The sequence below is a fragment of the Amaricoccus tamworthensis genome, from assembly GCF_049800875.1.
Taxonomy (GTDB): domain Bacteria; phylum Pseudomonadota; class Alphaproteobacteria; order Rhodobacterales; family Rhodobacteraceae; genus Amaricoccus; species Amaricoccus tamworthensis.
This window is the reverse complement of record NZ_JBNAFV010000015.1, coordinates 102,195-122,715: the sequence shown is the minus strand read 5'-3', so window position 1 is coordinate 122,715 and position 20,521 is coordinate 102,195. Positions and strand designations below refer to the sequence as shown.

Annotated in this window: 20 protein-coding genes; 12 read left to right on the top strand and 8 right to left on the bottom strand. The window is 61.8% G+C overall.

Annotated features, from left to right (window positions below):
• Positions 1–26: 26 nt before the first annotated feature.
• Together ACP15P_RS18765 and ACP15P_RS18760 are read right to left on the bottom strand one after the other, a co-directional pair.
• The gene (locus tag ACP15P_RS18765; protein ID WP_424928833.1) at positions 27–950 is read right to left on the bottom strand and encodes an IS110 family RNA-guided transposase; all 924 of its coding nucleotides are present in this window, start codon (positions 948–950) and stop codon (positions 27–29) included.
• Between the two features lie 297 nt (positions 951–1,247).
• On the bottom strand, positions 1,248–1,961 hold the full coding sequence (locus ACP15P_RS18760) for a FadR/GntR family transcriptional regulator (RefSeq protein WP_424930017.1): 714 nt from the start codon (positions 1,959–1,961) through the stop codon (positions 1,248–1,250).
• A 771-nt stretch (positions 1,962–2,732) separates the two neighbouring features.
• On the opposite strand from ACP15P_RS18760, the gene ACP15P_RS18755 reads away from it, so the two are divergent.
• The 4 genes from ACP15P_RS18755 (at position 2,733) to ACP15P_RS18740 (ending at position 6,284) form a co-directional block, all read left to right on the top strand.
• Positions 2,733–3,899 carry an ImmA/IrrE family metallo-endopeptidase gene (locus tag ACP15P_RS18755; RefSeq protein ID WP_424930015.1) on the top strand — a complete coding sequence of 389 codons (1,167 nt, stop codon included), beginning with the start codon at positions 2,733–2,735 and terminating at the stop codon, positions 3,897–3,899.
• On the top strand, positions 3,896–4,375 hold the full coding sequence (locus ACP15P_RS18750) for a DUF4411 family protein (RefSeq protein WP_424930014.1): 480 nt from the start codon (positions 3,896–3,898) through the stop codon (positions 4,373–4,375). Before ACP15P_RS18755 ends, ACP15P_RS18750 begins: the two co-directional genes overlap by 4 nt.
• Positions 4,376–4,557: 182 nt before the next feature.
• Positions 4,558–5,814, top strand: a complete 1,257-nt coding sequence (locus ACP15P_RS18745) for a M20 family metallo-hydrolase (protein ID WP_424930013.1) — start codon at positions 4,558–4,560, stop codon at positions 5,812–5,814.
• A gap of 23 nt (positions 5,815–5,837) precedes the next feature.
• Complete coding sequence (locus tag ACP15P_RS18740) at positions 5,838–6,284, top strand: pyrroline-5-carboxylate reductase family protein (protein ID WP_424930012.1); 447 nt, start codon at positions 5,838–5,840, stop codon at positions 6,282–6,284.
• A gap of 485 nt (positions 6,285–6,769) precedes the next feature.
• Here the strand turns inward: ACP15P_RS18740 and ACP15P_RS18735 are convergent, their stop codons facing one another.
• From ACP15P_RS18735 to ACP15P_RS18725, 3 genes are all read right to left on the bottom strand, one after another.
• Positions 6,770–7,423, bottom strand: a complete 654-nt coding sequence (locus ACP15P_RS18735) for an HAD family hydrolase (RefSeq protein ID WP_424930011.1) — start codon at positions 7,421–7,423, stop codon at positions 6,770–6,772.
• 277 nt (positions 7,424–7,700) lie between these two features.
• The gene (locus ACP15P_RS18730) at positions 7,701–8,159 is read right to left on the bottom strand and encodes a P-loop nucleotide/nucleoside kinase family protein (protein ID WP_424930010.1); all 459 of its coding nucleotides are present in this window, start codon (positions 8,157–8,159) and stop codon (positions 7,701–7,703) included.
• Between the two features lie 287 nt (positions 8,160–8,446).
• Positions 8,447–9,478 carry a nucleotidyltransferase family protein gene (locus ACP15P_RS18725; RefSeq protein WP_424930009.1) on the bottom strand — a complete coding sequence of 344 codons (1,032 nt, stop codon included), beginning with the start codon at positions 9,476–9,478 and terminating at the stop codon, positions 8,447–8,449.
• A 219-nt stretch (positions 9,479–9,697) separates the two neighbouring features.
• Between ACP15P_RS18725 and ACP15P_RS18720 the strand changes: the two genes are divergently transcribed.
• From ACP15P_RS18720 to ACP15P_RS18710, 3 genes are all read left to right on the top strand, one after another.
• Entirely contained in the window at positions 9,698–10,225 is a 528-nt protein-coding gene (locus ACP15P_RS18720; protein WP_424930008.1) for a dihydrofolate reductase family protein, read from the top strand.
• Between the two features lie 311 nt (positions 10,226–10,536).
• Complete coding sequence (locus ACP15P_RS18715; RefSeq protein WP_424930007.1) at positions 10,537–11,802, top strand: PQQ-dependent sugar dehydrogenase; 1,266 nt, start codon at positions 10,537–10,539, stop codon at positions 11,800–11,802.
• Positions 11,803–11,813: 11 nt separating this feature from the next.
• A complete protein-coding gene (locus tag ACP15P_RS18710; protein ID WP_424930006.1) occupies positions 11,814–12,377 on the top strand; it encodes a c-type cytochrome in 564 nt (187 codons plus the stop codon).
• Positions 12,378–12,588: 211 nt separating this feature from the next.
• Here ACP15P_RS18710 and ACP15P_RS18705 read toward each other — a convergent pair whose 3' ends face one another.
• Together ACP15P_RS18705 and ACP15P_RS18700 are read right to left on the bottom strand one after the other, a co-directional pair.
• Positions 12,589–13,203 (bottom strand): isochorismatase family protein, encoded by a 615-nt coding sequence (locus ACP15P_RS18705; protein WP_424930005.1) that lies wholly within the window; start codon positions 13,201–13,203, stop codon positions 12,589–12,591.
• 276 nt (positions 13,204–13,479) lie between these two features.
• A complete protein-coding gene (locus ACP15P_RS18700; protein WP_424930004.1) occupies positions 13,480–14,028 on the bottom strand; it encodes a Crp/Fnr family transcriptional regulator in 549 nt (182 codons plus the stop codon).
• Positions 14,029–14,127: 99 nt separating this feature from the next.
• Between ACP15P_RS18700 and ACP15P_RS18695 the strand changes: the two genes are divergently transcribed.
• From ACP15P_RS18695 to ACP15P_RS18685, 3 genes are all read left to right on the top strand, one after another.
• Positions 14,128–14,676 carry a hypothetical protein gene (locus tag ACP15P_RS18695; RefSeq protein WP_424930003.1) on the top strand — a complete coding sequence of 183 codons (549 nt, stop codon included), beginning with the start codon at positions 14,128–14,130 and terminating at the stop codon, positions 14,674–14,676.
• Positions 14,677–14,861: 185 nt separating this feature from the next.
• Positions 14,862–16,067: a serine hydrolase domain-containing protein gene (locus ACP15P_RS18690; protein WP_424930002.1), complete on the top strand. Its 1,206-nt coding sequence runs from the start codon at positions 14,862–14,864 to the stop codon at positions 16,065–16,067.
• A gap of 21 nt (positions 16,068–16,088) precedes the next feature.
• On the top strand, positions 16,089–17,171 hold the full coding sequence (locus ACP15P_RS18685; RefSeq protein WP_424930001.1) for an AI-2E family transporter: 1,083 nt from the start codon (positions 16,089–16,091) through the stop codon (positions 17,169–17,171).
• 286 nt (positions 17,172–17,457) lie between these two features.
• Here ACP15P_RS18685 and ACP15P_RS18680 read toward each other — a convergent pair whose 3' ends face one another.
• Entirely contained in the window at positions 17,458–18,330 is an 873-nt protein-coding gene (locus ACP15P_RS18680; protein ID WP_424930000.1) for a hypothetical protein, read from the bottom strand.
• Between the two features lie 798 nt (positions 18,331–19,128).
• Between ACP15P_RS18680 and ACP15P_RS18675 the strand changes: the two genes are divergently transcribed.
• Positions 19,129–20,274: a fumarylacetoacetate hydrolase family protein gene (locus tag ACP15P_RS18675; RefSeq protein WP_424929999.1), complete on the top strand. Its 1,146-nt coding sequence runs from the start codon at positions 19,129–19,131 to the stop codon at positions 20,272–20,274.
• Positions 20,275–20,368: 94 nt separating this feature from the next.
• Positions 20,369–20,512 (top strand): hypothetical protein, encoded by a 144-nt coding sequence (locus ACP15P_RS18670; RefSeq protein WP_424929998.1) that lies wholly within the window; start codon positions 20,369–20,371, stop codon positions 20,510–20,512.
• Positions 20,513–20,521 lie beyond the last annotated feature (9 nt).

Genomic DNA, 20,521 nt, shown 5'->3' with positions numbered 1-20,521 from the left:
GGCAACTGTATCGTTTGAGCGTGGTGTCAGGTGGCGGGCTGCCAGGGTTTCTGGTCGCGCAGGACGGCGTTGGCGATGGTGAGCAGCTTTCGGGCGACGGCCACGGCGATCACCTTGCCCGGCTTTCCCTTCGCGCGCAGGCGTTCCACGAAAGCCGGGCAAAGCCTGCGGTGGCTCATGGCGCTGACCGCTGCCATGTAGAGCCCGCGCCGGATCTGTCGCCTGCCGTCGCCGGTGAACCGTTGTCCACGCCAGCGTCCACTTTCCCGCGCCCGTGGTGCGAGGCCTCCCAGTGAGGCGACCGTGTGGCGGTCGAGCGTGCCCAGCTCGGGCATGTGCGACAGGAGCGTGACGGAGGTCACCCGCGCGATGCCGGGCACGGTCTCGAGCAGGTCGAGCTGCCTCGCAAGACGCGGGTGTGCGGCGACGAAGGCGTCGATGGCGGCCTCGATTTTGCGAATGCGACGGGCGATCGCCCTGAGAGAGGCCGTGATGTCGGCGCGGATCGCGGCGGTGGAGGCTTTGGCAAGCCGGTTTCTTTCCTGCGTTTCCATGCGTTTGAGCTGGTCCCTGCGTCCGGAGAGCTCCGCCAGTTCCGCCCGTTCGGGCAGGAAAACCGGAGAGGGCCCAAACGCGCGTTCCGCCCCCATCCGCGCCAGCATGCGGGCGTCAACACGGTCGGTTTTTGGGAGGTTGAGCGAGCGGGCGAAGTGCCAGGCGTGCAGCGGGTTGACCCTGTGGAAGGGAATTCCCGCCCCCAGGGCGGAGCGCAGCAGAAGCCCGTCGCAGCCGCTCGTGGCCTCGAAGACCACCATGTCTCCGCGGTCGAGTTCCGACAGAAAGCGTTTCACCCCTGCCGGGGTGTTCGCACGGCGGATGTTGCCGCGGCGCGGGTCGAAAATGTCGAGCCAGTCCTTCGAAAGGTCGACGCCAACAAAGATCCGTGTCATCCTGGGTTCCTGTCCATGTCTTCGTGCTCATGCGGCACATGCAACTGTTCAGGCTGGTCAGACCAACCGGCGGCGGCCCAATCCCATGGCCGGGGTCAATCCCCCCAGGCCGACGCACGGGCTCGCCGCCGGTCCCAGGCATACCACATTCACGATAGACAGGCCGGCGCACCGTCAACGTTATCCCCTACCTCCGAACAACGAAGCACACCCAACCATAAAACCGCGCCGCACACCCCAAAGCTGCGCCGCCCCCGGTCCGCCACAGCCCCGGCTCACCGCGCAAAACCCCGCGCGTCACCCCCCAATAAACCGCTTCAGCACCTCCGCCTCCTGGCGCTCCATCAGCGCCCGCGCCGTGTCCATGTGGTCGCGCATCACCTCCCGCGCGCGCTCCGCATCCCCCGCCCGCAGGGCGCCCACCAGATCGGACTGATAGGCCCGCCCCCGCCGCCACAGCTCGATGTTATGCGGCTCATAGAGCTTCCGGTGCACGGTCAGATCCGACAGGATCCGCGCCATGAACCCGATCAGAAACCCCAGAAGCTCGTTCTCCCCGAACTCCGCCAGCCGCGCGTGAAACTCCAGCGAGGCGATGTGCTGCTCCCGCTCCTCCTCCATCGACCGCGCGGGCTCGGGATAGCGCGCAATCACGTCCTCCAGCGCGCCCAGCTGCCCCTCATCCAGCCGCCCGGCCAAAGACGCCGCCAGCTCCGGCTCCAGGAGCCGCCGCACCTGGTAGATATCCGCCACGCTCAGATCGCGAAAATAAAAGTAGTTCCCCAGCAAAGCCCGCGCCCGCTCCGCACTGACCTCACCGACAAAACTGCCACCGCCCGGCCCAGTGCGCGTCTCGATCAGCCCCTGGGCCTCCAGAATGCGCATCGCCTCGCGGATCGTGCCCTTGGACATGGCAAACCGCCCGATCATGTCCTGCTCGGAGGGCAGCCGGTCGCCCCTGCGCAGACCATGCTCCACCACCCAGTCCTTGATGGCGTCGGCCACCTGCACCGGCCGGCTCCGCCGCGCCCCCGACCCCCGGAGTTTCCCCGTTTCCCTGCTCACCGACACCCCCGGACACCCTCCACACCAAGCCTTGCACCGGTTTATCATGATAAATTGACGGGGAACAATGGAAGGCCGAACCACAACGCGGATCGACCGGACACCCGCCGGACAAAAGCCGTGCCTGCGCCGGACCGGGGGGACGGCGCCCCCAACGGCGGCGCTTCGCGATTTTATGCCGCCCCATACCTCTTCCCCCAAAGCTCAGGAAAACCGTCAACATGCGCCGGCCCTCCGGGCGACACCCACACCCCAACCACCACAAACATTTCAGCCGTTGGGAAAAAGCCGTGCCAGCGCCGGACCGGGGGGACGACGCCCCCAACGGCTGCGCTTCGCGTTTTTATGCCGCCCCATACCTCTTCCCCCAAAGCTCAGGAAAACCGTCAACATGCGCCGGCCCTCCGGGCCCGGTCCGGCGCAGGCACGGCGGGGCTGAAGCCCCTCTGTTCCGTGCCCGGGGTCTCTTTAGGGTCGGCTCCGGGTCTCTCACCGGTTCATAAAGATGGAATTGACAGGGAAAAATGGAAGAGGAGCCATCCAATGGCTCTGCCACCATTTGATGCCGTGCTAAAAGGAATCAGACTTGGTCTAACGCTGCTAATTTAAATCAGTGTTGTTGGAAGAATGCGGCAGCTGTATACGGCACACGGATAATTTTCTTTACTAACAGTCGGCTATGATCACATTGTTGTACATGGTAGCTGGGAGCATCATATGCCGCAGGTAGAATTGTCGCCTGACGTGCTTGAATGGGCGCGGGAACGCGCAGGGATTCCATTCGATACCCTCGCCAAGCGTTTCAAAAAATACCCGATCTGGCTTGAAGGGAAAGGTGGGCCGACTTTTCAACAGCTCGAAACTCTTGCCAGCGTCCTGCATCTGCCGTTGGGCATGTTTTTCTTGCCAGCACCGCCGGAAGAAAGACTTCCCTTACCGGACTTCAGGCGGATGGCAGAAGGCGAGACACAACGCCCGAGTACAGAACTAATTGATACCATTCACACATGTCAGCGACGTCAGAGGTGGTATCGTGAACACCTTGCAGGGTCTGACGCCGATGTTCTGCCCTTTGTCGGCTCTGCCGCAACCGGCGATCCACCCGCAATTGTTGCAGGAAACATCCGCACCGAATTAGGGCTTGAAGTTGGCAGCCGCAGCGAAGCAGCCAATTGGGAAGAGTTTTTGCGCCACTTTATCATGCTGGCTCGCGACGCAGGAATACTCGTCATGGTCAATGGCGTTGTTGGCAATAACACACACAGACCGTTAAATCCTCGCGAGTTTCGAGGCTTCGCTATTGCCGATCCATTTGCGCCGTTGGTTTTTATCAACGGTGCGGACACTAAGGCAGGACAAATCTTCACGCTCGCACACGAACTCGCTCATATCTGGATTGGCAAGGACGGTGTAAGTAACAGCGCTGCCGACGACCTTCCCGAAGACCTTGCGACCGACTTTAAGGTAGAATGTTTTTGCAACGCGGTTGCCGCAGAGGTGCTGGTTCCGATTGCCCAGCTTGTTAACATGGTTCTGCCAAGCGATGTCGATTTAGCCAAGACACTTATTGCTCGGACTTTCAGGGTCAGCACACTTGTTGCGCTACGTCGAATAAAAGACCTTGGGCGTATATCTTACGAAGACTTTCAAACAGCTTACGAATACGAATTGGACTTTCTAAAGAAAAAAGCAAATCAGAAAAAAGCTGGAGGCGGTGACTTTTACAGTACAATGGGCGCACGGGTCGATCCTAATTTTGCCTCCGCGGTCATTTCGGCGGCACTCGAAGGTCAGACCCTCATGGGCGATGCGTTTGAACTTCTTAGCATCAAGAATTCCGATACCTTCCGCAAAGAAGCACGGCATCTTGGAGTGATTAGTTGACGCTACTACTGGATTCTAATGCATTTCTTACTCCAGCGTTGACCTACTACGCTTTCGACATCTGCAGCAGCTATTGGTCGTGGATCGCTGATGCTGCTACGGCTGGTAACGTCAAAAGCATATCCCCTGTGAAACGAGAACTCCGAAAAAAGGATGACCAAATTAAGAACTGGATAGACATGCATGGGTCCGAAATATTTTTGCCAGACAATACTGCCGTGAAAAACACAATGGCTCAGGTCGCTTCGTGGGCAACCTCCAACGGCTATACCGCTTCGGCAACGACAGAGTTTTTGAGCAAGGCAGATTCCTACCTCGTCGCTTACGCGATGCTTGGTGGCCACCAGATTATCACACTCGAAACCAGCGCACCTGCCGCAAAGAGTAAGATCAAGATTCCGGACGCCGCTATCGCGCATGGAATTTCCACAATGACACCTTTCCAAATGTTAAGGCTACACGGCGTAACGTTTTAGAACTATCGACACAGCACAGCGGGTCGACGACCTTGGCCGACACGCACCGACGCGAGACGGGGCGTGAGAAGAAAAAAGCGAAAGTTGCGAACAACCGGTAGCTGCGATCAGGTGTCCCCTTCCCCTCCCCAATCCCCATGTTAAGCTTCCCCCCACACAAAAAAACAAAACGGGAGGGATGAATGGACTGGGGACGCGAAGCACAACACCGCCTGCAGGACATCGCAACCCTCTCCGCCCCCGGGGCGGGCGTGACCCGGTTTCCCTTCACCCAGGAACACGCCGACGCCCGGGACAAAATCAGCCAGTGGATGAAAGCGGCCGGGTTAAAAACCCGTCTCGACGCCGCCTGCACCCTGATCGGACGGCGGGAGGGCCCGCCAGGGTCGCCCACCTTCCTCATCGGTTCCCACCAGGACAGCGTGCTGGGCGGCGGGGCCTATGACGGCATCATGGGCGTGGCCCTGGGCTGTCTCGCGCTCGAAAAACTGGCCGCCGACGGCATAACCCTCCCCTTCGCCGTCGAGGTCCTCGCCTTCGCGGATGAGGAGGGCGTGCGCTTCCCCACCGCCCTGATCGGCCCCCGCGCGCTCGCCGGAACGCTCGATGACCGCGTGCTCGACATGTGCGACCAGGACGGCGTGACGCTCGCGGGCGCGCTCAACTCCGCCGGCGGCGACGCCGCCACCATCGCCAAAATCGCCCGCAGCCGCAGCGACATCCTCGGCTATCTCGAGGCCCATATCGAACAGGGCCCCCTGCTGGAAAGCGAGGATCTGCCCCTTGGCATCGTCACCGGCATCTGCGGCATCGAGCGCAACACCGTCACCTTCACCGGCGCCACCGGCCATGCGGGCACCGTGCCCATGAACCTCCGCCAGGACGCGCTTGTCGCCGCCGCGCACCTCATCGCCGAGGTCGACCGCCTCGCCTCCACCGACCCCAACATCCGTGCCACCGTCGGCCGGATCGAAAACCACCCCAACGTGGTCAACGGCATCCCCCGCGAGGTCACCGTCACCGTGGAAATCCGCGGCACCGACGACGCCATCCGCCAACGGTTTGCGGGCGAGCTCAAGAGCTTCTGCGCCGAAATCTCCTGCAACCGCCGCATCGACGTCTCCTTCGAGCGCACCTACGAGCAGACCGCCGTCTCCTGCGACGAAGGCTTCCGCACGCTCCTCGCTGGCGCCTGTGAGGCTGAGGGCATCGCACCCCGCGAACTGCCCTCCGGCGCCACCCATGACGCCTCCGCCATGGCCGATCTCTGTCCCATCGTCATGCTCTTCACCCGCTGCCGCGGCGGCATCAGCCATTCGCCCGAGGAATACGCCACCGACGCCGACATGGGCCAAACCGTCACCGTCATGGCCCGCTTCCTCCAGGACCTCGCGGCCCATGTCAGCCACAGTGCGGAGCCCGCCCAGGCCGCCCGCTGACACAACATAAAAGGAGACCGCCCATGACCGCAGACCCCTGGACCCTCGGCATCATCGGCGGCACCGGCATGCTCGGCTACGCCATCGCCCATGCCATCCTCAAGGCCAGAACCATCCCGCCCGACCGCCTCTGGATCTCCAACCGCTCCGGCCGCGCCGACGGTTTTGACGACCACCCCGACATAACTCTCACCACCAACAACCAGGACCTCGCCCAGGGCTGCGACGTGATCCTCCTGTCCGTCCCGCCCGCCATGGCCGACCGCGCCGTGCGCCAGCTCTTCCTCAGCGCCGGAACCATGATGGCGAATGCTCAGCCCACCCCTGCCGAGCACGTCCAGCAAATGATCGACTACGCCGGAACCACTGCCGCCGGCCTCGAGGACATGCGCCGCTCAACCATCGCGCAGGACATCGCGAAAGGTCTCGACGCCGCCATCGCCCGCACCCGCACCATAGGCTCAAGCTGACCGTCTGCTCTCACGCCTTCCGCCCAAAACCAAAGGGCTGCGCTGACCCTGGCGGCGCGAATGCGCCTCGTCGTGCCGAAGGCACGCCATTATTTTCAGGCACGCCACCGGCGTGACGGGGAGGGTCGGCGCAGCCCGGTGCGGGCACCGGGCGGGACGGCTGACAGGTTCACGCCCCACAACACTCCTCCCGCCAAGGCTACCAAATTCACACGTCACCACCCTCAGCCCCAACCCAAGGCACGACGCGCCATGCACGACTTTGGGAGGGCTCCGCCCCGGTCGACCAGCGCGTACCGCTCAAACTCCCGGAACCACGGAGCAAAGGCCGACGTCGGGGATGCCCTCCCGGGGGGAAAGTCGGGCATGGCGTGTCGTGCCGACACGCCGGGAGAGCCACTGGACCTGCGCACAACACACCCAACCAGGCATCAGCAATCGCGTAGTTCTTCAGAGTGTGTGAACCTCACAACCGCATGAGAGGCTCACCCCGGTTCCACCAGATCCGCCAGCCGCGACAACCGAACTTCCTCCGCCACCTCCAGGTGACGCCCGCCGCCCCAGGGCACCGCGAAAAACCGCACGCAGGCGGCCTCCGCCGTGCGCCGGTCCACGACCGTATCGCCCACATAAACCCACTCGCCCGGCGCCAGATCCATCCGCCGCGCCACCTCCAGCAGATGCGCCGGATCGGGCTTGTTTGCGGCAGCAACACCCGACCCCACCACCGAGGCAAAGAGATGCCCAACCCCCAGCGTCTCCAGCACCTTCAGCGTCAGGTCATGGGGCTTGTTCGTACAGACCCCCAGCGCAATCCCGGCGGCCTTCAGGGTCTCCAGATCCTCCCGCACATGGGGAAAAAACCGCGTCAGATCCGCCGGATGACGCCAGTAGACCTCCATGAACCCCGCCACGGCCGCATCCACCGCCGCGTCGTCCGTTGGCTGGTCGAGGGTCTTCAGCACATCCACCATCAGCTTCCGCGGCCCCCAGCCCACAAAGGTCTCAACCAGCTCCGCATCGAGCACCGGCAAGCCCCGCGCCTCCAGATACCGGTTCGCCGCCGCCGCAATATCCGGCACGCTGTCAATCAGCGTCCCGTCCAGATCAAACACCGCCGCCCGGATTTTGTTACTCATCACACTGCCCCTGGTTATGTTTGGCGTCCCTCCTGCCGTCATTCGCCGCTGGCCTCAAGCGAAGACTAAGAGGTTCCGACGTTTCCGCCCATCACCCAAGGGCTGCGCCGACCCTGGTGGCGCGAATGCGCCTCCTGGCGGAGGGTCGGCGCAGCCCGGCGTTGCCGCCGGGCGGGACAGTTGAAACGGTGATGCCCCTCCATCACCCCCAAAGCCCCAACTCCGCCGAAATCCCTGCAGCCGTTTCATCCGGCCCAACGTCCTCCGTCGAAAACCTCTAACACCCCTCCCGCGGCAGCGCCGCAAAACTGTTCCGCGCCAGATGCCCCCTCAACCTCTCAACGGTGGACAGCTTGCCCCGCCGCCTGCGATCCTCCGACACCACCCGCTCCATCAGCGTCGCTTCCGAACAGGAGAGGTATACCGGCACCACCCGCCCCCCACCCTCCTGAACCACCCGCTCGTAATCCTCATATAGCGGCAGATCGTCGGGATGACTGTAGGCCGCTGTCATGATCAACCGCGGCATCCCCGCACGCACCGCCGCCCGCAGCGTCGTAAGCCGCAACTCATGCACAAGCGGCCAAAAACCACCGTCTCCGTTTGGGAACACCTGTCGCGCAAGATCAATGGCGAGGATATTGTCCACCGCCGGTAACGCCGTCAGGCGCGACAGCGCCTTCGCAACCGTGGTTTTCCCCGTGACCGGCGCTCCGTGGATCAGGATCAGGTCCATTTAACCTCCGAAACAGTGTCTGACTGCAACTCCGTATATACCGGCCCCTGCCCCGGTCGGGGAATACTCCTCCCCCGCCCGGCGTCCACGCCCTCAGGAAACAGGCACAACCGCCCCTACCCCACAATCCGCGGCACAACCTCCCGCGTCTCCGGTCAGGCGCTGGCACGGCGGGGCTGGACGCCCCTTGTTCCGTGCCGGGGGCAACAGCAAAGCGATGGATACCAACCGCCCCAATCAACCCCCCGCCCGGCGTCCACGCCCTCAGCGAACGGGCACAGCCGCCCCTACCCCACAACCTGCCGCAGCACTTCCCGCGTCTCCGGCATCCGTCGCAAACTCGCCGCAATCCGCGCCCGCCAGGCCGCGCCCCTGCCCCGCGCCTCCTCCCAGGCCTCTACCAGATCCTCCGGCCGCTCCCCGGCCAGAACCCCAATGAGAAACGCCGCCTGCGCCCGGTCCTTGCGCGACTTCAGCGCGTCCGGCCCGTCCCGCCGCCGGTCCGCCACGATCAGCTTGTGAATGGCATAACGCTCCGGCCGCGGCACCTGCACCAGCACGCCGGAGCGGTAGAGAAACGGCACCTGCACCGGCTCCGCGATCAGGTAGTTGAGAAAATGCAGGCTCTGCGCACTCACCCCCAGCGCAGCCAGCTCCCGCACCCCCTCCTCCTCACTGAAGGACGGCGTGAGAAACTCGACCAGCGTCTGCCGGTCCGTCTGCCGCCAGCGCCACACCCGCCCGTCCCGGTCCACCGACGGCAGAGGCTCGAATTTCAGGTCGGAAAACACCCCCGCCAACGGCTCGTCCAGCCGGTCATCCAGCACGAGCGACAGCCGCTCAAAACTCGCAACGTCAATGTCATCGGTCATGGCGCTCTGGTCAAACCCGATGCGCACCCCCAACAGCCCCTCATAGGCCCGAAACGCCTGGGTACCCACCAGGGTGCCGCCGAGGCGAAACACCCCGGCCCGGGCCATGGCGGACACGATCTGACCCGTGCCCACATCGGACATCAGGTACCCCTCCGCCTGCAAAACCCGCATCAGCCGCGCCCGCTCCCGCGCCGACCGCTGGTCCCGCGCCCGCATCTCCCCATAACGGTCGAGCCGCGAGCGCAGCTCCGCACCATCCTCGCCAATATACCGGTCCACCGTCTCCGACCCGATCCGGTAATGGTCGTACCAGTAGCCCCGCCCGTTGATGATCTTCATCCGGGGCGTGCCCTTCAGCCCCGACACCTCCCGGTCCCGCAACAGCCGGAGCACCTCCGCCCAGGCCGCCGCACCGATGCCGCTGTGATAGTCATATCCGCTCATACCCCACAAAATAATTTGCGTGGGGTAAGAAAGTCAAGGAACGCGCGGCAACCTCTTACCGCTCCCGAAGGCCCGCCTCCACCCGGCAGCCTGTTGACCGGACACCAAAACTCTGGCTGGATAGACCCCAACCAAGGAGTGCCCTGCCAGTGATCAAATAATTTCCAACACCGTCGGAAGCCCAACGGCATCCAGGGAAATTATGAACAGGAGCACCTCATGCAGCCCATTATCTATGACGTTGCCGTCTCGCTCGACGGCTTCATCTCCGGCACGTCCGGGGACATCTCAAAATTCGCCCACGACGGACGCGTCGTCGACGACTACCTCAAGCGCCTCGGGACCTGTAAAACGGCAATCATCGGCCGAAAAACCTACGAGTTCGGCTATGGTTTCGGACTGGAACCCGGCCGAAACCCCTATCCCCACATGCAGACCACCGTGTTCTCCGACACCCTGAAGGTGCCGGAACCCGCCGAAATCCAGATTTGCCGCCGCCCGACCCCTGACGCGGTCAGGGACCTGGCGCGCACCGCTGATGGCCCCGTATACCTCTGCGGAGGCGGCGACTTCGCGGGCTGGATGCTGGAACAGGGCCTGATCACCCGGCTGATCCTCAAGCGCGCCCCCTGCGTCCTCGGAACCGGCACGCCCCTCTTCGGCGCCTGCGCCCGCCCCGTCAGCATGTCCCGGATCAGAACCGGGACTTACGAAAACGGGTATCTCCTCGAAGAGTTCGAAGCCTGATCAAGGTCGGAAAGCGGACAATCCGCCAAGCCCACCCGGGCACGGAACAGAGGGGCTCCAGCCCCGCCGTGCCCGCGCCGGGCACATGGAAAAGGTCAGGAAGAGTGATCCTAAAAGGAAGATCGAACCGAATTGCAACCTGGGTAAACGAGTTAGTCCAACCAACCCATGGTTCGGTCGCAGGATGGTCTTCGTGTCAAAACTTGTAAAAAAGTTGACAGCTACCGGATCGAAAAGCGAGTATTTTCCAGCGTGGGGCAAAGACGGCGCAAAAGCGTCAAACCACCTCGTAAGAAATATGGGAGGATAATATGACAAATCGGAAGATTTTCCCGAGCCTTCTGCTCGGAACGATGTTGGCTGGGCCGGTTATGGCTCAGGACAACATGAACAAACTCACCAATATGCAGAAGACGGACGCCACATTTACGTTCGTTGACCAGGAAGGCGACCGGGCCGAGGCACTCAGGGCGATCGTCGAGCACATCAATGTGCCCGATGGTTTTGAAGTCAGTCTCTATGCTGTCGTGCCGGATGCACGCTCAATGGCAATGGCGCCGCAGGGCACGGTACTTTTTGCTGGTACGCGAAAGGATAAGGTGTGGTCGATCGTCGACCGTGACCGGGATCGCGTAGCAGATGAGGTCAAGGACTTCGCACCCTCGATCACCTTCGATATACCGAACGGACCCTGTTTCTCTCCCGATGGATTCCTCTACATTGCTGAACGCAACCGGGTTCTCGTCTTACCCGCTGCGGAGTTCTTTTTCGAAGGGCCGGACCCTGCTGTCGGTGTGGTTGTTCCCCAGGGCGAACTGATCCCGGCGGAAGAAGAGAGCTTCAACCACACAGCCCGGGTCTGCGACATCGGTCCGGATGGCAAGCTCTACATCTCGCTCGGTCAGCCGCACAACGTGCAACCGGTCGACAAGATCGAGATGTACGACAGGATTGGAATCGGGGGCATCATCAGGATGAACACCGACGGTTCGGAACGCGAGGTTTACACTCGCGGCGTACGGAATTCGGTCGGGCAGGACTTCAACCCGGAGACAGGAGAGCTTTGGTGGACCGACAACCAGGTTGACGGCATGGGCGACGACATTCCGCCGGGCGAACTGAACCGTCAGACGGCCGCCGGGCAGCATTTCGGCTTTCCCTGGACCAATTCCCGCGTCGAAATCGTCTCCGAAGCTGATGCCCCGCGGCCTGAGGGTGTGGAGTTTATCGAGCCCCAGCTTGAGTTGACCGCGCATGCTGCCGACCTCGGCATGCGATTCTATCACGACGACAGCTTCCCTGCAGAGTACCATGGCGGCATCTTCTGGGCGCAGCACGGTTCGTGGAACCGTACCACTCCAGTGGGCGCGCGCGTGATGTTCACGGCGCTCGATCCTGAAACCGGCGATGCAACGGGGGCACAGGTGTTTGCCGACGGGTGGCTCAACGAGGACACGGGCGAATATCGGGGGCGCCCAATGGATATCGAGTTCCTGCCCGATGGCTCGATGCTGGTGTCCGATGATTTCGCCGGTGCGATATGGCGTATTGCCTATAATCCCGCAGCTGCGGAATGAGATTTGTCGTAATGACCATCCTCGGCGGGTTGATGCTCGCCGGGGGGACTCCGGCCGCCGCTGACGATCCGGCCGCCGGACGCAGGATTGCCAACATGTGCCGCACGTGCCATGGCATTGACGGGTATGCGCAGATCCCAATCGCGCCCCATATAGGCGGTGAACCAAAAGACTACCTGGAAGCCCAACTTATGGCGTTCAAGACCGGTGCGCGCGAGCACGAGATGATGTCTGTTGTAACGGCTGGCCTTTCGGCCCAGCAGATTTCGGATGTGGCTGCCTGGTACGCATCCCACGAAGCGATTGCGACACTGCCGGAAGGCGCACGTGAAGACGACGCTCCCGACGCCTGCGTTTCCTGTCACGGGGCCGATGGCATCTCCGTTCTTCTCGACGCGCCAAATCTGGCGGGCGAAGTGAATATTTACATCGACACCCAACTGAAGTCGTTTCGGAATGGGAAGCGGGAGCACGAGATCATGTCTGCGATCGCAGCGGATTTGACCGACGTGGAAATCCGCGAGGTCGCGGATTGGTATTCGAAAGTGCAACTGGAGATCCAGACCGCCGAATAGGCGCAAGGGCAGGTTTGTTTCATTTTGCGTGAGGGACAAAAAGCCGTCGCCGACAGCTTCTCGAACAAATGTGGATTTTCGTCCCTCACTTGTCCCGAAGTGATGCTGCAAATACGAAGCATCCAGCGGGCCTGGAAGTCGACAATGCGCAGTAAGCGGGCCTTTGTCGTCCGGCGAACAATGGCGACGACAGTCCACCAAACCCGGCCCTTCAGGCTAACAAGGCATCAAGCTCCCCCGATGTAACAAGGTTCGCGTACTTTTGCCGCATGTCGAAAAGGTTCGCCTCGTGAGGCCCCAGGGCGCGATCCCCGACACAGTCCGTTATGACGGTTGGCCGGAAATTGGCGCTGATCGCATCAACCACCGTGGCCCGCACACACCCGCTCGTGGTCGCTCCCGCCACGGCAACGGCATCCACGTTGAGACCGCGCAGCAGTGAACCGAGGTTGGTGTCAAAGAAGGCCGATGCCTGCGTTTTGCGGATGACGGTTTCACCCGCGCGCGGTTTGAGCATGTCGATCACATGGCTGGCCGGACTGGAGTCGGTCAGTTCACGCAGCCTTGGCACTTTCTCACACCAGATCCCCGCATCCGAGCCGTCATCGGCATAAACAATGCGCGTAAACACGACCGGCAGGTTCCGCGCCCGAAATGCCTCCAGCACGGGGACCGTTGCTTCCGCCGCGTCGCGTGTGTTCCCGCCCCCGAAGACCTCGGGATCAATGAACCCGTTTACAAAATCGACAATGATCAATGCGGTGCGCCGACCTTTGCCGATCATCCCGCCCATCTTCTGGTTTCGGTAGATGTCCGTATCGTTCATGGCGGTCCCCTCCCGCCGAAAAGCCTATATCGAACGCACCGGATTTCAAACGAAACCTCCACGCCAGCACCCCCCGAGCACGGAACAGGGGGCTCCAGCCCCGCCGTGCCCGCGCCGGTCCGGCCCCAAGGGCCGGCGCAGTCACGGCTCCACTCGTCGGCCAACATGTCTGAACGGAGACCGGTTGCTCCCAAACCGCGAAACGGTCTCGAAGCCCAATGACGGCTTCGAGCCTCTTTGACCGATGCTGCAAGACGCGCGAAAGTCAGCTTTCCGTCATTTGTAGCCGGTGCGTAAACGGCTCATGGTGACAGGTGTGATCCCTAAAAAGGATGCAATCAAAACATGGGGAAAGATGTCTTCGTAGCCGGGAAATGCCTGGCGAAACCATGTGAGCCTCTCAGCCCCTTTCAGCGCGGCGAGGCACCACTCCCGATCCACCTTCCGGCTTAGCGCGTCCCGTAGAACACCATTGGCCCAGTTTCGGATGGGTTCAGATGAAATCATCCGATCTGAAAGCAGATCGCTGTCGATCCTTGCGAGCCGCGCATCGGTTGTTGCCACAATGGACACGAGCGACACCCCGTTACGCGCCCGGGCAATATTTGGCGTGATAACGCAGGGACCCACATAAAACCCGACGCTGACTTCTTTGCCTTCTCGGTCACAAATACTGCTCACCAGGCACCCCTCCAAAAGAACGAACTCATCTGTTTCGGGTTGTTCCTGCCGGGTAAGGTGCGCCCCTTTGTCCAAACGCCTTGGTTTCCATTCAGATGCAAAACCGTCTGCGCAAGCCACATCTGACAGGTCGGGAGACTGCATCAGGAACGTCCGTAAATCCATCTCTGCGTGCCTTATCAAATGATAATGCGGGTGACCACATATGAGGGCATTTGTGCCACGGATCAGGGAGTTGGCAAAATGACGAACGGAATATTCGCAAAGCATATCGGAAAACTTGCGGTTGGCGCCGGGATGACAGGTGCATCGATCTATTTGCTGATGATCAATTTTACACTCGCCCATATCGAAGCGGTCTCAGGGCACGTCCCATTCGACATGCGTCCTTCCGGCTATGGCCCCGCTGAGGCGGCGACGCTTCTTGAAGCGTTGGGAGTGCAAGGGCGCGCGTATTATCTCAGTCACCAAATCGCTTTGGACACACTTTATCCACTCATGCTCACGTTGACCTTGATCGCCACGATCTGCTGGCTTGGGCAACGCATGCCAAACGGAAAACCTGTCCGCTTTGGCATTGCCCTTTCGGTGGGTAGCGCTCTGTTCGACTATCTCGAAAACCTCGGTATCGCAGCAATGATTTGGAGTTGGCCGGAGATTTCCGCTCCACTTGTTTATGCCACCAGCTCAGCCACAATTCTTAAATCCGCCTTAACAACCCTGGCTGTGCTCCTGACGCTTCTGGTGGGGTTTAAATGGACACGTCTCCCTGAAGCGGACGTTCGTCGGTAAGTGGACAACTGCAACTTTGTCCACGTTCCCGACGCTCAAAGCCCAAATGACCTGGCACGGTCACGGCTCCACCCCAACGCCCAAAACCCACACCCCCCAAATTTCCCCCTCCACCCCCCACAAAACATCCGCTACCCTCCCCACCACGGCACCACCCACACAGGCCACGTGAGGACCCCCGACCCGTGACACCAGCAGAGCGGATCTTCGGACGAACACTGGCGGGCCGGGCCCTGCGCGTCCTGGGCCTCCTGCTCACCGCCGCCGCGGGCGGCGCGGTCTGGCTGGTGTCGACCCTGGCGGATGAGGCCACACCCCTGTCGATCTCCTCCGACGCCACCACGCTCAAAGCCCTGATCGACGACTGGGCCGCGGACGGTGCCATCCCCGGCGTCATCCTGCGCGTCGACCGGAACGGCGAAACCCTCTACGAACACGCCAGCGGCACGCTGGCGAACGGCTCGGACACACCCGTCACCCCCGACACGCCCTTCCACACCGCCAGCGTTGGCAAGCTGTTCACCGCGGCCGCCATGCTGCGCCTGTCCGAGCGCGGCCTCGTCGATCTCGACGCCCCCGTGGTGTCGTATCTCGGGCGGGACAGCCTCGACAGCTTCCTCAACATCAACGGCCGCTTCTACGGCGCCCAGGTCACCGTCAGGCACCTGCTCGCCCACCGGGCGGGCTTCGGCAACACCGACAGCGACACCCGCTTCGCCCTGACCGTACTCCTGAACAAAAACAAAAAGTTCACGCCCGACGAGCTTCTGGCCATCGCCGCCCGCGTCCCGGCGGTGGGCCGGCCAGGCGAGCGCATGTCCTACGCCTCCCCCGGCTACTACCTCGCGGGCCTGGTGCTGGAGAAGGTCGCGGGCCGGCCCTACCACGAGGTCGTGCGCGCCGAGATCTTCGACCGGCTCGGCATGGGCGCCACGGTCGAAGCCAACGCCGAATGGGACCGCGGCTCCGACCACCTCCACCACTATGCCGGGCGCATCGACCTCTCGGAACGCGACCCGGGCTTCGAGTTTGCCGATGGCGGTTTCGTCACCACCGCGGGTGACATGGCGATCTTCGGCCAGGCCATCATCGACGGCAAACTCTTCGACGAGGCCGCCACCGCCCGCGCCTTCACCGCCCCCTGGCCCGGCGACGAAAACGAGACCTTCCACCAGGCCATGGGCCCCGGCGTCAAACGCGTGGGCAACCGGCCGGTGCTGATCTCCCACCGCGGCTACTGGGGGGTTTACTTCCTCGTCTACCCCCGCTCCCAAACCGTCGTCACCCTCACCCTCGCCCAGTCCCGCGCCGACACCAACGCCTTCTGGTCAGAGGCCCGCCCTCTGATCGAGGCGCTCGACGGCACCGACCTCGAAACGGGCGAAACCTGAACCGAAGGGACCCACGGCCTTATGCGGAATAACCCACTCCTTAACCTGGCGCTCGCCCTGTTCATTCTGCTGGCAACGGGGTGGCTGCTTTACATCGGGCGCCCCATTATCCTGCCGCTCGTCACCGCCCTGATCACGGTCTACGTGATGATCTCCGCATCGAACGCCCTGCACCGCCAGCCCCTGTTTCGCAGACTGCCCCAGCCCGTTCTGCGGTTCTTTCTGGTCACGGTGTTTGCCGGTGTCATCATGTCCCTGGCCGTGATCTCGGCGACCACCATCCGCGAAATCGCCTCCCTGGCACCGGTCTACGAGGCGAATATCGACGGTATGCTGGAAACGGTTGCCGTCCGGTTCGGTCTCGACCGCCAGGCCATGTGGGACGAGCTGCGCCAGGTCACCATCGAGGCCTTCAACCTGCGCACCCTGTTCCTCGGTCTGCTGGGCGGCTTCACCGATATTGGCGGCACCCTGTTCCTGATCGTTCTCTACACCGCATTTCTCATCAGCGAACGCGGCGGTTTCGAGACCAAGGTCGCCGCCGCCTTCAAAGCCGAGGGCCAGGCGCAAAAAGTCCTCGACGTCACCCGCACCATCAACAGCCGGGTCCGGGATTACCTGGCCATCAAAACCCTGATCAACGTCATCCTCGCGACCATTTCCTTTGTCGTGCTCTGGCTGCACGGCACCGACTTCGCCCTGTTCTGGGCGCTTCTGATCGGGCTTCTGAACTACATCCCCTATATCGGCTCCTATGTCGGCGTGTTCTTCCCCGTGGTGCTCTCGGTCGCACAGTTCGCCTCGCTCCCCATGACCCTGTCACTCACCCTGTTCCTGACCCTCGCCCAGGTCATGGTCGGCAGCTACCTGGAGCCGAAACTGGTGGGCCGCCAGGTCAATCTCAGCCCCATCGTCGTCCTCGTCGCCCTGTCCGTCTGGACAGCACTCTGGGGCGTCCCCGGCGCCATCCTCGCCGTCCCCATGACCTCCGTCCTGGCCATCATCCTTGCCAACTTCGAAGAGACAAAACCCTTCGCCATCCTGCTCGCGGACACCGTCACGGGTGCGGAGGAGTCGGGGGGCCGGGAGGGGACGCGACCGTAACACACGGCCCACCAGCACCCCTCCTGCCCACCGGACGGATGCTGCGCGCCGACTATTTCTTCATAGCCCCTGTCACTTTTGGAATAAGCCTTATCGCGGGAGCACTCCGGGGCTACTTCGGCCGCAACAGCCGGTGAGCGCGGCCTGCTGACCGGTAAACTTTTTTCGTCATCCGCTGCGGCTCCCCAGGATGGCCTGTCGTAGCCGAAAAACCCTCACCCGGAACGGACGAGGTTTTCGGGATCGCACCAGGATCCAACCGATCCGCGCTCTTGACCTGGTGTACTCATTCCAGCGGTTCCCTTGCGGGGACGTCATATTCAGGGGTGCGCTGCGACTGGATCCAGGCGCGGATCTGGAGGTCGAATGTAGCCATGTCTTCCGGCGGCACGACCGCATCGCTGAATTTTATGACAACACCAAGGTCGCCTTCGATGTTGTACCGGCTCTGGCAGTCACGTGATCCGCCCGGGTGGAAGGCACCGAAGCATAGCACGGCATAACGCCTGCCCTCGTATTCGGGGTGCATGCCAGGACGGGCGACAAGAAAGGATGTCCAATCACTCTGGTCCGGCAGATTGGGATCTTTTAGACGGCAATCCAGCAGGACGGGGGATACGTTCACCAAAACCCCCCTTTGCGTTGCAGGTTCGTCCTCTGCACCGTGCCGCCTGTTTCCGCTCGGTTCACCGCAATATCTCCTGAAAAATTTCAGATCCGAGTCCTGGATCACCACCGGCCCACCGCCACCCGGATTACTGATCAGCTGCAGCACCCTCGGATGCCATTCCGTATTGACCTGGGCATCCGATCCCAAAGGTGCCGTCGCCCGGTATGTAACCACGACGCCCTGCGACACGATGGGATGCAGCGGACACCCCTCCGGCTCGGACGGATCGGCGAATTCCTCATCCGGCCAGCCCGGACGCCCGCGGAAGAAAATGAAATCATACGCCGGAAACGCAAACGCCTGCCCGTTCATAAGCCGCACAAACACCCGCCCATCCGTGGGCGTGGCGCAGCTGTCCGGGTCATAGGTGATGCGCGTCGATGGTTTCGGCGTGCTTCGCACCGGCCCCGGATGAATGGAATCCTCATAAAACCACAACCCGGTGGTCACCAGGACAAAAACGATCGTGGCAATGATGACCTGTTTCACGGTTGATCACCAATAATCGCCTTTCCGCAAATCCTGTGGCCACGGGAAACCCCCATTGTTGAACTGACCTGCACGTAAGGCGCTGGTGCACCTGTCCAACCAGGTTCATATCCAGAACCAGTGTCTAACAGATCGACACTTTGGGTTTTCAATTTCACGCTCCGGGCATCACATTTCCTTCCGCAAATCCAATAGGCGACATCTCGCGGAAATCGAACGTTCGTGATTCAATGCAGTTAACCTGAGGCCGAAACTCCGGCTACATTTCTCCGGTGACCGGAACACTCCTCAAACCTTCGGTCTCCGGGTCGATCACCCTTACTGTTGGAGAGTTGCGATACCGCGACAAAGATACGAACGCTTCGTCTTTTGGAGGCGGCCGGTCCGGCTGAACCTCACGCAATACAAATTCCAGGCGATGGAGATTATGGCTGACGACAGGAGCCGCGCCATCGCCGGGAGTATTCCGACCATTCATTCAGCCGGCCTTTACCCCACAAACTAATTCCCGTGGGGTATTCCCCAACCCGTAATTTACCCCACAAAAAATAATACGTGGGGTAAAATCGAGGTTTTTTGGCCCCAAAACGGATCCAAATTCCTCCGTTTTGACCCGCAGAACCGGCCAAATCCGGCCCCAGGGGGGCCAGATTGCGCCATTCCGGCAGCAATCTGTGCCATTTGACTCACAATCTGTGCCACTTTTTGACCCAAAAGGACACCCAGGGCACCCATTTGACATTGCCCAAAAATTGCTCCGTAACTGCCCCCAAAACAAAACCCCAAGAGAGGAAAGCCATGCTTCCGAACCCGGAAACCTCCCCCAAACTTGTTGGCCGTGTCTGGCGTCCCGAAGCTGAAGGCCCCTCCGTGGTGATCGTCCGCGACGGAAAAGTCATTGATGTCACTGAACAATTCCCGACGATGAGCGACCTGCTCGATGCGAACATCGCCTCCGGGTTCGACACCCTGAACGGCGAGTTGCTCGGCCCCGTCGAGAACTTCATCCACGACCCCGCCGACATGCGCAACGGCTCCCTCAAGCCCTGCCTCCTCGCCCCCTGCGACCTCCAGGCCCTCAAAGCCTGCGGCGTCACCTTCGCCAAATCCATGACCGAACGCGTCATCGACGAACGCACCTCCGGCGACCCCGCGAGGGCCGATGAGATCCGAAAACGCATCGGAGAACTGATCGGCGGAAGCCTCTCAAACATCAGGGCGGGCTCGGAAAAAGCGCAGCAGGTCAAGGAGGCTCTGCAGCAGGAAAACCTTTGGTCTCAATACCTTGAGGTGGGTATCGGCCCGGATGCGGAGGTCTTCACCAAGTCCCAGCCCATGTCCGCCGTGGGCTATGGCGCCGAGGTCGGCATTAACCCGATCTCCAAATGGAACAACCCCGAACCGGAGATCGTGATGGTCGTTGACGGCTCTGGCACCATCGTCGGCGCCACCCTCGGCAACGACGTCAACCTGCGCGATGTCGAAGGCCGCTCCGCCCTCCTGCTCGGCAAGGCCAAGGACAACAACGCGTCGTGCAGCGTCGGCCCCTTCATCCGTCTTTTCGATGACCAGTTCACCATGGCCGACATCGAATCCGCCAGTCTTTCCATGACGATACGCGGAACTGACGGGTTTGAAATTACCGGCACCTCCAACATGTCCGAGATCAGCCGCACCCCCGCCGATCTGGTTTCCCAGACCCGCAACGCCAACCACCAGTACCCCGACGGCTTCCTGCTCTTCACCGGCACCATGTTCGCCCCCAACCAGGACCGCGGAGACCCCGGCAGCGGTTTCACCCACCACGAGGGCGACATCGTCGAAATCACCACCCCAACCCTCGGCACCCTGCGCAACACCGTGACCCGCTCCGACAAGGCCCCGCCCTGGAAATTCGGGACGCGCGCCCTGATGAGGAACCTCGCGAAACGTGGTTTTATATAGTTATACCAATGTATTAAAGGGGGCGAAGGGTCAGCACGTATGAGGATGAGGAACACGCCTGACGTTGCCCCCACTGCGGCGGAAAACCGTGTTCATGCATGTCAGGTTCAATCGCAAAAAGAACCCGCGCCTGTTGCCCTCGTCATGGGTTCATCTCTGCGGCGAGTGCAACTTCATGGCCTACCTGTCCGGCGATCCGGAGATCGACCGGGATGCGCCAAACGTGCTGGACATGTGAAACACGGGG

What these genes read in the sequence shown, in the direction of transcription:
- ACP15P_RS18725 (WP_424930009.1), bottom strand. Translation starts at nt 9,478, where the DNA reads ATGAGCGGATATGACTATCACAGCGGCATCGGTGCGGCGGCCTGGGCG.
- ACP15P_RS18710 (WP_424930006.1), top strand. Translation starts at nt 11,814, where the DNA reads ATGACCATCCTCGGCGGGTTGATGCTCGCCGGGGGGACTCCGGCCGCC.
- ACP15P_RS18755 (WP_424930015.1), top strand. Translation starts at nt 2,733, where the DNA reads ATGCCGCAGGTAGAATTGTCGCCTGACGTGCTTGAATGGGCGCGGGAA.
- ACP15P_RS18670 (WP_424929998.1), top strand. Translation starts at nt 20,369, where the DNA reads ATGCATGTCAGGTTCAATCGCAAAAAGAACCCGCGCCTGTTGCCCTCG.
- ACP15P_RS18715 (WP_424930007.1), top strand. Translation starts at nt 10,537, where the DNA reads ATGACAAATCGGAAGATTTTCCCGAGCCTTCTGCTCGGAACGATGTTG.
- ACP15P_RS18695 (WP_424930003.1), top strand. Translation starts at nt 14,128, where the DNA reads ATGACGAACGGAATATTCGCAAAGCATATCGGAAAACTTGCGGTTGGC.
- ACP15P_RS18730 (WP_424930010.1), bottom strand. Translation starts at nt 8,159, where the DNA reads ATGGACCTGATCCTGATCCACGGAGCGCCGGTCACGGGGAAAACCACG.
- ACP15P_RS18705 (WP_424930005.1), bottom strand. Translation starts at nt 13,203, where the DNA reads ATGAACGATACGGACATCTACCGAAACCAGAAGATGGGCGGGATGATC.
- ACP15P_RS18735 (WP_424930011.1), bottom strand. Translation starts at nt 7,423, where the DNA reads ATGAGTAACAAAATCCGGGCGGCGGTGTTTGATCTGGACGGGACGCTG.
- ACP15P_RS18745 (WP_424930013.1), top strand. Translation starts at nt 4,558, where the DNA reads ATGGACTGGGGACGCGAAGCACAACACCGCCTGCAGGACATCGCAACC.
- ACP15P_RS18720 (WP_424930008.1), top strand. Translation starts at nt 9,698, where the DNA reads ATGCAGCCCATTATCTATGACGTTGCCGTCTCGCTCGACGGCTTCATC.
- ACP15P_RS18740 (WP_424930012.1), top strand. Translation starts at nt 5,838, where the DNA reads ATGACCGCAGACCCCTGGACCCTCGGCATCATCGGCGGCACCGGCATG.
- ACP15P_RS18685 (WP_424930001.1), top strand. Translation starts at nt 16,089, where the DNA reads ATGCGGAATAACCCACTCCTTAACCTGGCGCTCGCCCTGTTCATTCTG.
- ACP15P_RS18700 (WP_424930004.1), bottom strand. Translation starts at nt 14,028, where the DNA reads ATGCAGTCTCCCGACCTGTCAGATGTGGCTTGCGCAGACGGTTTTGCA.
- ACP15P_RS18675 (WP_424929999.1), top strand. Translation starts at nt 19,129, where the DNA reads ATGCTTCCGAACCCGGAAACCTCCCCCAAACTTGTTGGCCGTGTCTGG.
- ACP15P_RS18765 (WP_424928833.1), bottom strand. Translation starts at nt 950, where the DNA reads ATGACACGGATCTTTGTTGGCGTCGACCTTTCGAAGGACTGGCTCGAC.